Below are 13,347 nucleotides of genomic sequence, written 5' to 3'. Positions count from 1 at the left end.
GGCGCAAAGCCCTGTCTATCAGCAGGGCAGGTCGCTTATGGTCGCTGCGACATGACGATCGGGTGAGGAGAGCGTCTTGGGTTTGAGCGCCTGGAAGGTCATTCTGATCGCGGGAGTGGTGCTGCTGCTGTTCCTGCCCCGCTTCATCCGCATGGGTGGCATGCTCAAGGGGCTGAGCGAACGGTTCAGCTTCGATGGCGAGCGGACGCCGTCGCCGGGCGAAGTCCATGGCGGGACAGCCAACGGTCACCCCGTGATCGACGGCGATACCGGCATGGTGATCCAGCCGAAGCCGGAGGCTCCCAAACCGTCCTTCGCCGAGCGGGTCGGCATGGCGCTGGGGCGGCTGACCCGCCGGGTCACTCAGCGCCTCTCTGCCTGACGCTCCCGCGCAGGCCGCATCGGCGCGTCGAAGGGCGCTGCCGGATCGAAGCCCAGCAGGCCGCGCAGGTCGACCAGGCGGGGAGGCCGGCGGGTCACGAACGGCAGGGGACGCAGCAGGCGGATGGCCTGCAGGCCAAGCCGGCCGGCGAGCAGCGCATTTCCGGCGCCCTGGCCGGCCTTGGCCGACAGAATGCTCATGAACGAGGCGCCCAGATGCTCGGTGGTGGCATGGGTGAGGACATCGGCGGCCCCGGCCAGCGCGGCGTTGCGGAAGCTCAGCCGCATCAGGCGCAGCACCGTCACCCGGTCGGGCGGCACCCCATAAAGGCCCGCCAGGCGCTGCAGCATCGAGAAGGTCCGGGTCAGCACCACCAGCGCGTCCAGCAGGCCGGTCGGCGTGACCGCGGTGAGAACCGCGATGTCCCGCGCACCCATGCCGACGATCCGCACTGCCCGCTCGTCCAGCTCGGACAGCACCACCCGTTCGTAGAGCTGGATGCGCTCGCCGTCCGCCAGGGCGTCGGAAGCCTGATGCTCGTACCGGGTGAGCGCCTGAGGCATGCCCGGTACCGGCCGGATCAGCTGCGAGACCTCCTGGAGACGCTCCGGCGCCTCGCCGTGCAGTTCCGAGCCGGAAAGGCGCTCGATCCTGCCTCGGATCTCGGCACGCTCGTCCAGGGCCCGCCAGCGGAGCAGCCCCCGCCATGCCAGGGCCGTCCCCGTCACCGCCGCCACCACCGCAAGAGCGCCCAGGGGCGTGGCCAGCCAGGGTGAGGCCGCCGTCAGATCGCGCACCCACAGGACGAACTGGCCGAGCAGGACGGTGACGAGCAGCAGGGCCAGCGAGACCTTGAACCAGAAGGCTGCGCCGCGACGCGACGGGCCGACCGGCGGCTCCGGGATCAGCTCCGCAGTCTCCTCATCGAGCTCCTGCTCCGGCGGCACCTCGACGGTGCCCACCCTCGGATCGTCCGGGGTCAGCTCGAACGGCCGGATCGGACCTTGCTGCTTCATGCCAGGCGATCCCCGATCGCTGCTTCCAGGAGCTGGTCGAGCCGGATGTGGCTGGAGGCGCCGTTGCGGCCGCGCGGCAGGCGCCTTGGAGCAAAGTCGCGGAACCGGAACCGCCCGGAGTTCCAGTCGTCGGGCTCGGGCAGATCCGGCGGCAACTCGCCAGGGAACAGCACGGTCTCCTGGCCGGTCTCGACCAGGCGGCCCTTCAGGCAGGACAGGACCTGCCCGTGCAGCTCCGTGCGAACCACATCGGTCGAGCGCAGTGCCGCGACGGCCAGGACCTCGTGGGGGGCGCCGGAAAAACGGGTGTGGCGGGAGGAGGGAGCCACCATGATCTCCAGGAGCTGCTTCATCGCCGCATGCTGCGAGGGCGCGATATGATCGGCCTTGGTCGCGGCGAACACCAGCCGGTCGATCCGCGGCGTCAGCCAGTTGGTCAGGATGCTGCCGCTGCCGTAGCGGAACGAGCGAACCACCGTCGCGATCGATTCCTGCACGTCGATGAAGTGGTCGGGCCCGCGGTTCAGCGCTGTGAGCAGATCGACCAGGACAATCTGCCGGTCGAAGCGCGAGAAGTTGCTGCGGTAGAACTCCTTCACGATCTCGTCGCGGTAGCGTTCGAACCGCGCTTCGAAGCGGGCGCCGATCGAGCCTGGAGGAAACGGTCCCGAAGCCAGCGGAAGCGGACAGAAGGTCACCAGTTCCTCATCGAGGACCCGGGTGCGGTCGACGAAGCGGCCCGGCTGGATGAAGGAGAGACCCATCTCCTCCTGGCAGGTGTGGAGATAGGTGCTGTAGGCGTCGGCCAGCCTGCGCTCCAGCGCGGCGTCGCCAGGAGCGGTCGGATCCAGGCCCGCAAGAAGAGCGCGCCAGCCGGCAGCGGCGGGCTGGCGGATCGGTCGGTCGGCCAGCGTCATCGCCTGAGCGGAGAAGGTCCGGAAATCGTGCTCCAGGAGCGGCAGGTCCAGCAGCCACTCGCCCGGATAGTCGACGATCTCGATGAAATGCCGGCGGGTCGGATCGATCAGCCGGCCGATCCGGTTGCCGGTGCGGTAGAGGATCTCGATGCTCAGGCCGCTCAGACGATCGGTGGGCTTGGGCCAGACCGGCTCGGCGGCAGACAGGCCGGCGATGGCGGCCTCGGCCGGAAAGGGCGGCAGGTCGCGCAACGGCACCAGCCGGGTAGCGTCCAGCCGGTTCTCTGCCACCACCGACAAGAACGGCAGGCCGGACGGCTCCAGCAGGTGGTGGGCCAGGCAGGTGGTCAGCACGGTCTTGCCGCTGCGGCGCAGGCCGGTGATCGCGAGCCTGGTACGGTCGCGCACCATCCCGGTCGCCAGATCGGTCAGGCCACGCCGCAGGCCGTCGATCTCGTCACCGATCGCGGTGAACAGGGAGCCGCCCAGCCTCAAGTTCCGATCATCCATCCATCCAGCGCCAGCCCGGCAACCAGGGCCAGCCCCACCCACCGGTGGCGGCGGAACGCATTCAGACAAGCTGCCGGATCGTCGATCGGCACGGTTCTGGCCTCGCGGAACAGGTAGAGCGCGATGAGCAGGAGGATGGCCAGGAAGACAGGCCCCTTGCCCGCCAGCCAGCCCGCCGCTGCCCAGCCTGATATGGTGGTGGCGTAGAGCAGCAAAAGCCAGCCATGGGTCCGTTCGCCGAACAGCCGGGCGGTGGAGCGCACCCCGATCAGGGCGTCGTCGGCCTTGTCCTGATGGGCGTAGATCGTGTCGTAGCCGATGGTCCAGGCGATGGACCCGGCATAGAGCAGGAGAATGGCCGGCCATGGCGCACCCGCCGCCACGCCGCCCACCAGGATCCCCCAGTTGAAGGTCAGGCCCAGGAAGGCCTGCGGCCACCAGGTGATCCGCTTCATGAACGGGTAGATCACGACCAGCGGCAGGGCCAGGAGGGTGATCAGCACGGCGGGCCATGGCAGGACCAGGAGAACCAGCCCGCCTACGGCCGCCTGGGCAAGGGTGAACAGGCCGGCTTGGGTCAGGGTGAGCGCGCCTGAGGCCAGCGGCCGCGCCCGGGTCCGCTCGACCCGGCGGTCGAAGTCGCGGTCGGCCATGTCGTTGACGGTGCACCCGGCCCCGCGCATCGCCACCGCGCCGATCGCGAAGGCGACCAGCAGGACCGGGTCGGGCAGGCCCGGCGCCAGGGCCAGCCCGGCCCAGCACGGGAGCAGCAGGAGCCAGGTCCCGATCGGCCGGTCCCAGCGCGCCAGCATCGCGTAGGGGCGCAGGCGCGGGGGCAGGCGATCGGTCCAGTTGACCTGGCGATCGGCAACGGACAGGGACGGCGTGTTCGACATGCCGGCCTTTTAGCGGCAGAGAGCCTCTTCGCGAAGCCGCTCACGCAAGGACCGCCCGCCTGGCAAGGTAAGGGCCGCGCCGATGGAGGTTGGGGATTGAGCACGATCCGGCTCTTTGTGCCGGGGCCTCTCGTTGCCGGCACGAGCATCGAGCTCGACGAGGCGCGCGCCCATTATCTCGGCCGGGTGATGCGCCGCAGCGAAGGTGATCCGGTCGAGCTGTTCGACGGGAGGAGCGGCGGGTTTGCCGGTCGCATCGCCGAGATCGCCAGGCGGCGGGTCTCCATCGACCTGATCGCAAAGCTGCGCGACCTGCCTGAGCGCAATACCGCGCCGGTCCTGTTCCAGGCCGTGATCAAGCGACCGCGCCTGGAATGGCTGGTGGAAAAGGCCACCGAACTGGATGTGGGCACGATCGTGCCGGTGCGGACCCGGCGCGTTGCCGCTCCGCTCGGGAGGGTCGAGCGGCTGGCGACCATCGCGATGGAAGCGGCCGAGCAGTCGGGACGCCTGGATGTGCCGGAGATCGCCGGCGAGACGATCCTGGCGGATATCGGATCGCTGCGCCGGTCCGGCCGATCCCTGCTCGTGCTCGACCCGACCGCGGAGGCGCGGGTGGCGGATCTCGCCGCCCTCCATTGCGGCGACCTCGATATCCTGGTCGGACCGGAAGGCGGGCTGGCAGCGGAGGACGAGGTGGAACTGGCCCAGATGCCTCAGGTGGTGAGGGGCCGGATCGCTCCCACGATCCTTCGTGCCGAGACCGCGGCGCTGGCCGGACTTGCTGCGCTCGCGATGCTGCATTGAAGAGGCGAAGGCGACGCTTCCAAGGGACCCGCCCGCACTGTCGAATCGATGCAGAACCCGCGATAAATCGCGGAGATGCAAAAACTTGCGGCAATCTGTCACTCGCGGCCGGTGGTGCCTCCTCCATATGGTCGCTGCGAGCCGGGAGGTTGCGCACTTCCCGGGTAGGACGTCGTTCGCCTATGTTGCGGGTCTCCCCTCCGGAGATGTCCGGGTGGGGCGACGAACGAGGAAAAAGAAGGAAGCGGTGTCGATGCGAGTGCGCGCGCTACCGGTGTTGCTGATGGCCCTGGCCATCTTGCTGGCCGGGGGAGTTTTCGCCGCCTATGCGGCTCAACCCGAGCCGTGGCAGATGAATCTGCAGCCGGCGGCGTCGCCGATCGACGACCGCATGCATGCGTTCCACAACCTGCTGCTGGTCGTGATCACCGCGATCTCGCTCTTCGTGCTGGTCCTGCTCGTCTATACCTGCTGGCGGTTCAGCGAGAAGCGGAACACGGTTCCCTCGCGGCGCTCGCACCACACGATCCTGGAGATCGTGTGGACGGCCGTTCCCGTGCTGATCCTGGTGATCATCGCGATCCCCTCGTTCCGGCTTCTGTACTATGTCGACGTCGTCCCGGAGACGGAGATGACGCTGAAGGTCGTGGGTCACCAGTGGTACTGGTCCTATGAGTATCCTGACCACGGCAACATCAGCTTCGATGCCAACATGGTGCAGGATTCGGATCTGAAGCCCGGGGACCTGCGGCTGCTGACCACCGACAACGCTGTGGTGCTGCCGGTTGGCACCAACATCCGCGTGCAGATCACCGCCGCCGACGTTCTCCACAGCTGGGGCGTGCCCTCCATGGGCTGGACCACCGACGCGGTGCCCGGCCGGCTGAACGAGCGCTGGCTGCGGATCGACGCGCCTGGGATGTATTATGGGCAGTGCAGGGAACTCTGTGGCGACCTGCATGCCTTCATGCCGATCACGATCAAGGCTGTGACGAAGGAGGACTTCGTCGCCTGGACCGAGGCGGCCAAGGAGCAATTCGCGCTGGCTGGCGGCGGGGTGGTGGTGGCGGATGCCGCCGCGGCCCTCGCTTCGCCGCGCTGACCGGCAACGGAGATAGGTGATGGCGCACGAAGCCACCCATGCCCATGTCCACCCCGAGAGCCATCCGGTAGGCTGGCGGCGCTGGGTCTATTCCACCAACCACAAGGACATCGGCACGATGTACCTGTGGTTCGCCGGGGCGGCCGGGATCATCGGCATGCTGGCCTCGATGGTCATCCGCGCCGAGCTGATGGCCCCCGGTGACCAGATCCTGGGCGGCAACCACCACATGTACAACATGATGGTGACGGCCCACGGCCTCATCATGGTGTTCTTCTTCGTGATGCCGGCGTTGATCGGCGGCTTCGGCAACTGGATGATGCCGCTGATGATCGGGGCGCCGGACATGGCGTTCCCGCGGATGAACAACATCAGCTTCTGGCTGCTGGTGCCGGCCTTCCTCCTGCTGATGTCGACCATGTTCGTCGGGGGTGCCGGAACCGGCTGGACCGTCTACCCGCCGCTCTCGTCGATGATCGGGCATCCGGGGATGGCGGTCGACCTCGCCATCTTCTCGCTCCACCTGGCCGGCGTGTCGTCGCTGCTGGGCGCGGTGAACTTCATCACCACCGTGTTCAACATGCGCGCGCCGGGCATGACCCTGCACAAGATGCCGCTGTTCGCCTGGGCGATCCTGGTGACGGCCTTCCTGCTGCTGCTGGCGGTCCCGGTTTTGGCCGGCGCCATCACCATGCTGCTGACCGACCGCAACTTCGGCACGACCTTCTTCGATCCGGCCGGCGGCGGCGATCCGGTCCTGTACCAGCACTTGTTCTGGTTCTTCGGGCATCCCGAAGTCTACATCATGATCCTGCCGGCCTTCGGCATCATCAGCCACATCGTGTCGACCTTCTCCAGGAAGCCGATCTTCGGCTATCTGGGCATGGCCTACGCGATGGTCGCGATCGGCGCGATCGGCTTCGTGGTGTGGGCGCACCACATGTTCACCGTGGGCCTGGGCGTGAACGTGAAGGCTTACTTCACGGCTGCCACGATGATCATCGCGGTGCCGACCGGCATCAAGATCTTCTCCTGGATCGCGACCATGTGGGGCGGCTCGATCCGCTTCACCACGCCGATGCTCTGGGCGATTGGGTTCATCTTCCTGTTCACCGTGGGCGGCGTGACCGGCGTCGTGCTGGCCAATGCCGGCATCGACGTGGCGATGCACGACACCTATTACGTGGTGGCCCATTTCCACTACGTGCTGAGCCTGGGCGCCGTGTTCGGTATCTTCGCCGGCTTCTACTACTGGATCGGCAAGATGTCGGGCCGCCAGTATCCGGAGCACATGGGCAAGATCCACTTCTGGCTGACCTTCGTCGGCGTGAACCTGGCCTTCTTCCCGATGCACTTCCTGGGTCTGGCCGGCATGCCGCGCCGTATCCCGGACTACCCGGATGCGTTCTCCGGCTGGAACATGGTCTCGTCGGTCGGCGCGTTCATCTCGGCGGCCAGCGCCCTGTACTTCCTGTTCGTCCTCTACAAGACCTTCACCAGCGGCGAGAAGGTGGCGGACAATCCCTGGGGCGAGGGTGCGACCACCCTGGAATGGACGCTGAGCTCGCCTCCGCCGTTCCACACCTTCCACGACCTGCCCCAGGTCAAGTGAGCAACGCTTTAGGAGCGTAATCGATGGCGGTGAGCCTGCGGGCAACCGGGACGACGCTGGAGGAGGCACCCGCCTCCTCCGCGCGCGACTTTATCACGCTGATGAAGCCGAACGTGATGCAGCTCGTGGTGTTCACGGGCGCGGTCGGCTTGTTTCTGGCGCCCGGCACCCTGCATCCGTTGCTGATGGCGGTCACCCTGCTGGCGATCCTTGTGGGCGCCGGCGCCTCGGCCGCGATCAACAACTGGTACGATGTCGACATCGACACGCGGATGGCGCGGACCCGCAACCGTCCCACCGCTGCCGGCCGGATCGCCGCCGAGGACGCTCTTGGCTTCGGCGTCGTCATGGCGATCCTGTCGGTGATGGTGCTGGGGCTGGCCACCAACTGGCTGGCCGCCGGCCTGCTCGCCTTCACGATCGGCTTCTACGTCTTCGTGTACACGATGTGGCTCAAGCGGCGGACCCCGCAGAACATCGTGATCGGCGGCGCCGCAGGCGCCCTGCCGCCCGTGGTGGCATGGGCCGCTGTCACCGGCACGGTGGACCTGCTCCCCGTGCTGATGTTCCTGATCGTGTTTCTTTGGACCCCGCCGCATTTCTGGGCTCTGGCCCTTTATCGGAGCGGCGACTACGCCAAGGTCGGCGTGCCGATGCTGCCGGTCGTGGCCGGTGCGGAGCACACCCGGGACCAGATCCTCTGGTACACGGTGGCGCTGGGCGTGGTGACGCTCCTGCCCACGCTGACCGGCCAGCTCGGTTTGGTCTACGGCGTGCTCGCCCTCGCCCTGTCCGGGGAGTTCCTCCGCCGGGCCGTGCAATTGCGGCGCAGCCGCAGCGATGTCGTGGCCATGCGGCTGTTCCGGTTCTCGATCATCTACCTGTTCGCCGTGTTCCTGGCGATGGTCGTCGACCGCATCCTGCCGCTGGTGCTGCCGTGAACGGAACAATCGCCATGAAACTCACCCCTGAGCAGGAACGTCGGCGGCGGACCAAGAACTACGTGATCGGCGGGCTTCTGCTCGCGTTCGTGGTCCTGTTCTACTTCCTGACGATGGTCCGCATGTCGGCGAACGTCCCGTCATGACGGTCTCGAACGTCCGGGTCGGCCTGGTGTGTGCCTCGGTCATCGCCGGCATGGTCGGGCTGACGGCCGCCTCCGTCCCGCTCTACAACCTGTTCTGCCAGGTGACCGGCTATGGCGGCACCACCCAGCGCGCCGAGGCAGCACCCCGCGAGGTGTCCGACACCGAGGTGACGGTGTTCTTCAACGCCGACCTGGCGGCGGACATGCCCTGGGAGTTCAAGCCGGCGCAGCGGTCGGTCAAGATGCGCCTGGGCGAGGAGAAGCTGGTCTTCTACACGGCCGAGAACCTCACCCGGGAGCCGATCGCCGGGACGGCCACGTTCAACGTGACGCCGTTCGCGGCGGGTCCCCATTTCTTGAAGATCGAGTGCTTCTGCTTCACCGAGCAGGTTCTGCAGCCGGGCGAGAAGGTGGACATGCCGGTGTCGTTCTACGTCGATCCGTCGATCCTGGACGACGTCGAGGCCCAGGATATTCGCGAGATCACTTTGTCCTACACGTTCTTCAAGGACGCTGAAGAGACACGTAAGCTGTCGGTCAAGGCTTCCGATCCGGCAACGGGCAATTCACCGGTGACACCGGCGGGCTGAGTTCTGGATCGGTCGTAGGTTCTGAGAGGAAGGCGAGCATGGCGGCCAGCACGGACGTGGCGCATCACGACCACGAGAAACCCAATCATCCCTATCATCTGGTCGATCCGAGCCCGTGGCCGTTCGTGGGTGCGTTCTCGGGCCTGCTGTTCGTGGTGGGCCTGACCACCTGGATGCACGATGTCACCGGCTGGCCGGTGATCCTGGGCCTGGGCGTCGTGGCGCTGCTCTACACGATGTTCGGCTGGTGGCGCGACGTCATCAAGGAGTCGCGGCGCGGCGACCACACGGCGCCGGTGAACTTCGGCCTGCGCCTGGGCATGGCCCTGTTCATCACCTCCGAGGTGCTGTTCTTCTTCGCCTTTTTCTGGGCGTTCTTCTGGGGCGCGATCTACCCGCCGATGCTGGTTCCGCAGACCTGGCCGCCGGCTGGGATCGAGCCGATCCCGGCGTTCGACATCCCCTTCCTCAACACGCTGATCCTGCTGCTGTCGGGCACCACGGTGACCTGGGCGCATCATTGCATCCGCGAGGGTGACAACCGGACCGCGGCCAAGGCTCTCTGGCTGACCGTGCTGCTGGGCGCGATCTTCACCTGCTTCCAGGTCTACGAATATGTCCACGCCGTCCACGAGGGCCTGACGATCAAGTCCGGCATTTTCGGGTCGAGCTTCTATATGGCGACCGGCTTCCACGGCTTCCACGTCTTCGTCGGCACGTCGTTCCTGCTGGTCTGCGCCATCCGGGCGACGACCCTGCAGTTCCTGCCCGAGAAGCATGTCGGTCTGGAGGCGGCTGCCTGGTACTGGCACTTCGTCGACGTCGTCTGGCTCCTCCTGTTCGTTTGCGTCTACTGGTGGGGCGGCAGCATCTCCTGGGCTACGACCACCAGTTGGTGAGCCGGGAGCCTCCCTCGCCGCTTGTGGCTGGCCTGTATGGCCGCTGTCCGGCCTGCGGCGAGGGCAGGCTGTTCGAGGGGTTCCTGACGGTCCGGCGCCGCTGCGATGTCTGCGGCGCCGATCTGTCCGGCCAGGACAGCGGCGACGGCCCCGTCGCCTTCATCGTCCTCATCGTCGGCTGCATCGTGGTCTTCGGCGCCCTGTTCGCCGAACTGGCCTGGGAATGGCCGATCTGGCTGCACATGCTGGTCTGGCTGCCGCTCACCGTCGTATTGGTGCTGGCGATCATGCGGCCGGCCAAGGCCATGCTGATCGCGCTCCAGTACCGGCACCGCCGCGACGACTTCGACCGCGGCTCCTGAGACACAGATCCGATGCGTCGCTTCCGGCCCCGGCCGCTTCCCACCGTCATCACCCTGGTCGTTCTTCTGATCCTGGCGAGCCTCGGCACCTGGCAGGTGCAGCGCCTGCAGTGGAAGAACGACCTGCTGCAGAGGATGGAGGAACGGACCACGGCGGAGCCGGTCCTGCTGGACGAGGTCCGGCTGGACGATCCCGCCGCCGTTGCCTGGCGGCGGGTCCGGGTGGTCGGCCGGTTCCTGGCGTCTCCCGGTCCGCCGGAACTGTACGGGGTGGAGAGCCATGGCGGCCAGCTGGGCAGCCGCCTGCTCGGCGCTGTCGAGACCGCGGACGGCCGGACCCTGCTGGTGGACCGCGGCTTCACCCCGGAAGCCTCCGTGCCTCCGGCGCCGCCGGGAGGCCAGGTGGAACTCGATGCCATCCTGCGTGACCGCAGCGAAGACCAGCAGACCTGGTTCCTGCCGGACAACGACCCGGCGACCGGCCACTGGTTCTGGATCGACCTTGCGGAGCTTGGCCGGATCTTCGGCCGGCCGCTGGAGCCTGTCGCGCTGCAACTGCTGCCGGGATCGCCGGGTGCCACCGTGCAGGCCAAGCCACCTCGCCTCGACCTGCCCAACAACCACCTGGGCTATGCGATCACCTGGTACGGGCTCGCTCTCGCCCTTCTCCTGGTCTACCTCGTTTTTTCGTCGGAACGGACGGATCCAAGATCATGAACGCGCTGCGTCGCACCGCTGGCCTCACCGCGATCCTCATCTTCGGGATGATCGTGCTGGGCGGCGTGGTTCGCACCACCAATAGCGGCCTGTCCTGCCCGGACTGGCCGACCTGCTACGGCTACTGGCTGCCGCTGCCTTCGCTCCTCGAGCAGGTTCCCAACATGGGCTACGAGTACTACCAGGTGATGCTGGAATGGGTGCACCGCCTGATCGGCGGCGTCGTCCTGGGTCCGCTGGTGCTGGTGGTGGCCTTCCTGGGCTGGCGGCACCGTGCGGCCCATCCCCGCCTCGCTGTGTCAGTGGTCCTGATGGTCCTTCTGCTGCTGGTGCAGGGGCTGCTCGGCGGCCTGACCGTGCTTGACCGCAACAGCCCGTGGTCGGTGGCGATCCATCTGGGCAACGCGCTGATCCTGCTGGTGATCGCCGTGGGCATCCATGACGCTGCCCGGACGCGGGCCCCGACCGCGGCCGCGGCACCGGGCTGGATCCGTCCCACCGCGCTGGCCGCCATGGTGACGGCGCTGCTGGCGATGATGTCGGCGGCGATCACCGCCAAGTCCGGCGCTTCGCTCGCCTGCTACACCTGGCCCAGCTGCAATGGCGGGCTGGTTCCGGACTGGAGCGATGGCGGCGAGGTGATCCACATGATCCACCGCTACCTCGCGGCAGCCTTCGCCGTCTCGCTGGTGGTCCTCTTGGTGGGCTGCCTGCGCGATGGCCGGGTTCCGCAGGAGGTGCGCCGCCAGAGCATGATCACCGCCATCCTGGTCTGCATTCAGATCATGTTCGGCGCGCTGGTGATCGTGCTGGAGGTCCCAATCTGGAAAGCGGTGTTGCATCAGGCGACCGGCGTGCTCACCTTCGCCCTGGTCGCCGACCTGTTCTGGCGTGCGCGAAGCACGGCCGCGGCCGCCTCGTACCACTTGTCCGGAGGCCTCGGTGCCGCAAGCCTACGCTGAGCTGCAGGATCGCTTCGCCCGCATCGCCAACGTCGAGGGTGCCCTGGCCGTCCTGTCCTGGGATGCCGCGGTGATCATGCCGAAGGGCGGTGCCGAGGGACGCGGCGAGCAGACCGCGGTGCTCAAGCGGTTCGCCCATGACCTGGTGACCGCTCCCGAGATGGTCGACCTTCTGCGGCGCGCCGCGGACGAGCAGCTGGACGACTGGCAGGCTGCCAACCTCGCCGAGATGACCCGGCGGCATGTCCAGGCGACCGCCACGCCGCCAGCCCTGGTGGAAGCGATCGCCCGGGCGACCACCGCGTGCGAGATGACCTGGCGGGAGGCGCGGGCGAACAGCCGGTTCGCCGACCTACAGCCGTCGCTGGAGGAGGTGGTCCGGCTCACCCGGGAGCAGGCGCAGGCCCTGGCGGACCGGCAGGGGCTGACACCCTATGACGCGCTGCTGGATCTCTACGAGGCGGGACTGCGCAGCGCGACGATCGACCCGATCTTCGCCCGGCTGGGCGACGAGCTTCCGGCGATCTCGCAATCGGCGCTGGACCGGCAACCGGCGGCGATCGGGCTGAGCGGGCCATTCCCTGTGGAGCGCCAGAAGGCGCTGGCCACCGAACTGATGGGCGCGATCGGCTTCGACTTCGACCAGGGCCGGCTCGACGAGAGCGCGCATCCGTTCTCCGGCGGGATTCCCGGCGACGTGCGGATCACCACCCGCTACGAGGAAGATGATTTCCTCCAGGCGATGATGGGCGTGCTGCACGAGCTGGGGCATGCGCTCTACACCGCCGGACAGCCGAAGGCGTGGCGCCACCAGCCGGTGGGCGATGCCCGCGGTATGATCGTGCACGAGAGCCAGTCCCTGTTCATGGAGATGCAGGCCAGCCGTTCCCGCCCGTTCACCGCCCATCTGGCCGAACGGGCGCGGGCGGTATTCGGGCGCAAGGATGATCCGGCGCTGACGGCCGGCAATCTGAGCGCGCTGGTGAACCGGGTGGAGAAGGGCTTCATCCGGGTCGACGCGGACGAGACCACCTATCCCCTGCACATCGTCCTGCGCTGGCGCCTGGAGAAGGCGATGATCGCCGGCGATCTGGCGGTCGCGGACCTGCCGGGGGCGTGGAACGAGGGCATGGAGGAACTACTCGGCATCGTCCCGCCGGACGACCGGCGCGGCTGCCTGCAGGACATCCACTGGCCGGTCGGTGCGTTCGGCTATTTCCCGTGCTACACGCTGGGTGCGCTGATGGCCGCCCAGCTGTTCCGGGCGATGCTGAAGGACATCCCGGATGCCCACGAGCAGCTGGCGGAAGGCTCGTTCCGGGCGATCCTGCCCTGGCTGCGGTCCAACGTGCACGAGCAGGGCTGCCGGTTCACCTACGACCAGCTCCTGGCGCGCATCACCGGGGAGACGCTGGGGCCGGACGCCTTCCTGGATCACCTGCGCGCGCGCTACTTGAGCGGTCACTGAGAAGCAGACGGGGTCGAAGC

General features: G+C 67.6%; 15 protein-coding genes. 12 read left to right on the top strand and 3 right to left on the bottom strand.

What is annotated here, in order from left to right:
- The first annotated feature begins 82 nt into the window (after window positions 1-82).
- Window positions 83-382, top strand: coding sequence for a hypothetical protein (locus GEMRO_RS0104760; protein ID WP_027133098.1), 300 nt, complete (start codon window positions 83-85; stop codon window positions 380-382).
- On the opposite strand, the gene GEMRO_RS0104755 is transcribed toward GEMRO_RS0104760, so the two are convergent.
- Genes GEMRO_RS0104755 through ubiA form a run of 3 tightly spaced genes read right to left on the bottom strand, consistent with a single transcriptional unit; the run spans window position 364 to window position 3,721 of the window.
- The gene (locus GEMRO_RS0104755; RefSeq protein ID WP_027133097.1) at window positions 364-1,398 is read right to left on the bottom strand and encodes a TIGR01620 family protein; all 1,035 of its coding nucleotides are present in this window, start codon (window positions 1,396-1,398) and stop codon (window positions 364-366) included. The genes GEMRO_RS0104760 and GEMRO_RS0104755 overlap by 19 nt on opposite strands.
- Complete coding sequence (locus GEMRO_RS27600) at window positions 1,395-2,825, bottom strand: YcjX family GTP-binding protein (RefSeq protein WP_084506543.1); 1,431 nt, start codon at window positions 2,823-2,825, stop codon at window positions 1,395-1,397. The genes GEMRO_RS0104755 and GEMRO_RS27600 overlap by 4 nt, the downstream gene beginning before the upstream one ends.
- Window positions 2,807-3,721, bottom strand: a complete 915-nt coding sequence (gene ubiA / locus GEMRO_RS0104745; RefSeq protein WP_027133096.1) for a 4-hydroxybenzoate octaprenyltransferase — start codon at window positions 3,719-3,721, stop codon at window positions 2,807-2,809. The genes GEMRO_RS27600 and ubiA overlap by 19 nt, the downstream gene beginning before the upstream one ends.
- A gap of 96 nt (window positions 3,722-3,817) precedes the next feature.
- Between ubiA and GEMRO_RS0104740 the strand changes: the two genes are divergently transcribed.
- From GEMRO_RS0104740 to GEMRO_RS0104690, 11 genes are all read left to right on the top strand, one after another.
- Complete coding sequence (locus GEMRO_RS0104740; protein WP_027133095.1) at window positions 3,818-4,528, top strand: RsmE family RNA methyltransferase; 711 nt, start codon at window positions 3,818-3,820, stop codon at window positions 4,526-4,528.
- Window positions 4,529-4,655: 127 nt separating this feature from the next.
- Entirely contained in the window at window positions 4,656-5,630 is a 975-nt protein-coding gene (gene coxB, locus GEMRO_RS0104735) for a cytochrome c oxidase subunit II (protein WP_240476599.1), read from the top strand.
- Between the two features lie 19 nt (window positions 5,631-5,649).
- Window positions 5,650-7,242, top strand: coding sequence for a cytochrome c oxidase subunit I (gene ctaD / locus GEMRO_RS0104730; protein ID WP_027133093.1), 1,593 nt, complete (start codon window positions 5,650-5,652; stop codon window positions 7,240-7,242).
- 23 nt (window positions 7,243-7,265) lie between these two features.
- Complete coding sequence (locus GEMRO_RS0104725; protein WP_035484763.1) at window positions 7,266-8,183, top strand: heme o synthase; 918 nt, start codon at window positions 7,266-7,268, stop codon at window positions 8,181-8,183.
- A 14-nt stretch (window positions 8,184-8,197) separates the two neighbouring features.
- Entirely contained in the window at window positions 8,198-8,329 is a 132-nt protein-coding gene (locus GEMRO_RS35620; protein WP_035484762.1) for a hypothetical protein, read from the top strand.
- On the top strand, window positions 8,326-8,919 hold the full coding sequence (locus GEMRO_RS27590) for a cytochrome c oxidase assembly protein (RefSeq protein ID WP_035484761.1): 594 nt from the start codon (window positions 8,326-8,328) through the stop codon (window positions 8,917-8,919). Before GEMRO_RS35620 ends, GEMRO_RS27590 begins: the two co-directional genes overlap by 4 nt.
- A gap of 38 nt (window positions 8,920-8,957) precedes the next feature.
- Entirely contained in the window at window positions 8,958-9,818 is an 861-nt protein-coding gene (locus GEMRO_RS0104710) for a cytochrome c oxidase subunit 3 (RefSeq protein WP_035484759.1), read from the top strand.
- Between the two features lie 23 nt (window positions 9,819-9,841).
- Window positions 9,842-10,180 carry a DUF983 domain-containing protein gene (locus GEMRO_RS0104705; protein ID WP_240476598.1) on the top strand — a complete coding sequence of 113 codons (339 nt, stop codon included), beginning with the start codon at window positions 9,842-9,844 and terminating at the stop codon, window positions 10,178-10,180.
- Between the two features lie 12 nt (window positions 10,181-10,192).
- The gene (locus GEMRO_RS0104700) at window positions 10,193-10,897 is read left to right on the top strand and encodes an SURF1 family protein (protein ID WP_027133089.1); all 705 of its coding nucleotides are present in this window, start codon (window positions 10,193-10,195) and stop codon (window positions 10,895-10,897) included.
- Window positions 10,894-11,859 carry a COX15/CtaA family protein gene (locus GEMRO_RS0104695; protein WP_027133088.1) on the top strand — a complete coding sequence of 322 codons (966 nt, stop codon included), beginning with the start codon at window positions 10,894-10,896 and terminating at the stop codon, window positions 11,857-11,859. The genes GEMRO_RS0104700 and GEMRO_RS0104695 overlap by 4 nt, the downstream gene beginning before the upstream one ends.
- Window positions 11,840-13,327 carry a carboxypeptidase M32 gene (locus tag GEMRO_RS0104690; RefSeq protein WP_035484757.1) on the top strand — a complete coding sequence of 496 codons (1,488 nt, stop codon included), beginning with the start codon at window positions 11,840-11,842 and terminating at the stop codon, window positions 13,325-13,327. The genes GEMRO_RS0104695 and GEMRO_RS0104690 overlap by 20 nt, the downstream gene beginning before the upstream one ends.
- The last annotated feature ends 20 nt before the right edge of the window (window positions 13,328-13,347 follow it).

Source organism: Geminicoccus roseus DSM 18922, from assembly GCF_000427665.1.
GTDB classification, from domain to species: Bacteria; Pseudomonadota; Alphaproteobacteria; order Geminicoccales; family Geminicoccaceae; genus Geminicoccus; species Geminicoccus roseus.
This window is presented reverse-complemented; position numbering and strand designations above follow the sequence as displayed.

Excerpts from the sequence above, each read along its gene's own strand:
- GEMRO_RS0104755 (WP_027133097.1), bottom strand. The coding sequence starts at position 1,398 with ATGAAGCAGCAAGGTCCGATCCGGCCGTTCGAGCTGACCCCGGACGAT.
- GEMRO_RS27600 (WP_084506543.1), bottom strand. The coding sequence starts at position 2,825 with ATGGATGATCGGAACTTGAGGCTGGGCGGCTCCCTGTTCACCGCGATC.
- ubiA (WP_027133096.1), bottom strand. The coding sequence starts at position 3,721 with ATGTCGAACACGCCGTCCCTGTCCGTTGCCGATCGCCAGGTCAACTGG.
- coxB (WP_240476599.1), top strand. The coding sequence starts at position 4,656 with ATGGTCGCTGCGAGCCGGGAGGTTGCGCACTTCCCGGGTAGGACGTCG.
- ctaD (WP_027133093.1), top strand. The coding sequence starts at position 5,650 with ATGGCGCACGAAGCCACCCATGCCCATGTCCACCCCGAGAGCCATCCG.
- GEMRO_RS0104725 (WP_035484763.1), top strand. The coding sequence starts at position 7,266 with ATGGCGGTGAGCCTGCGGGCAACCGGGACGACGCTGGAGGAGGCACCC.
- GEMRO_RS35620 (WP_035484762.1), top strand. The coding sequence starts at position 8,198 with ATGAAACTCACCCCTGAGCAGGAACGTCGGCGGCGGACCAAGAACTAC.
- GEMRO_RS27590 (WP_035484761.1), top strand. The coding sequence starts at position 8,326 with ATGACGGTCTCGAACGTCCGGGTCGGCCTGGTGTGTGCCTCGGTCATC.
- GEMRO_RS0104710 (WP_035484759.1), top strand. The coding sequence starts at position 8,958 with ATGGCGGCCAGCACGGACGTGGCGCATCACGACCACGAGAAACCCAAT.
- GEMRO_RS0104700 (WP_027133089.1), top strand. The coding sequence starts at position 10,193 with ATGCGTCGCTTCCGGCCCCGGCCGCTTCCCACCGTCATCACCCTGGTC.
- GEMRO_RS0104695 (WP_027133088.1), top strand. The coding sequence starts at position 10,894 with ATGAACGCGCTGCGTCGCACCGCTGGCCTCACCGCGATCCTCATCTTC.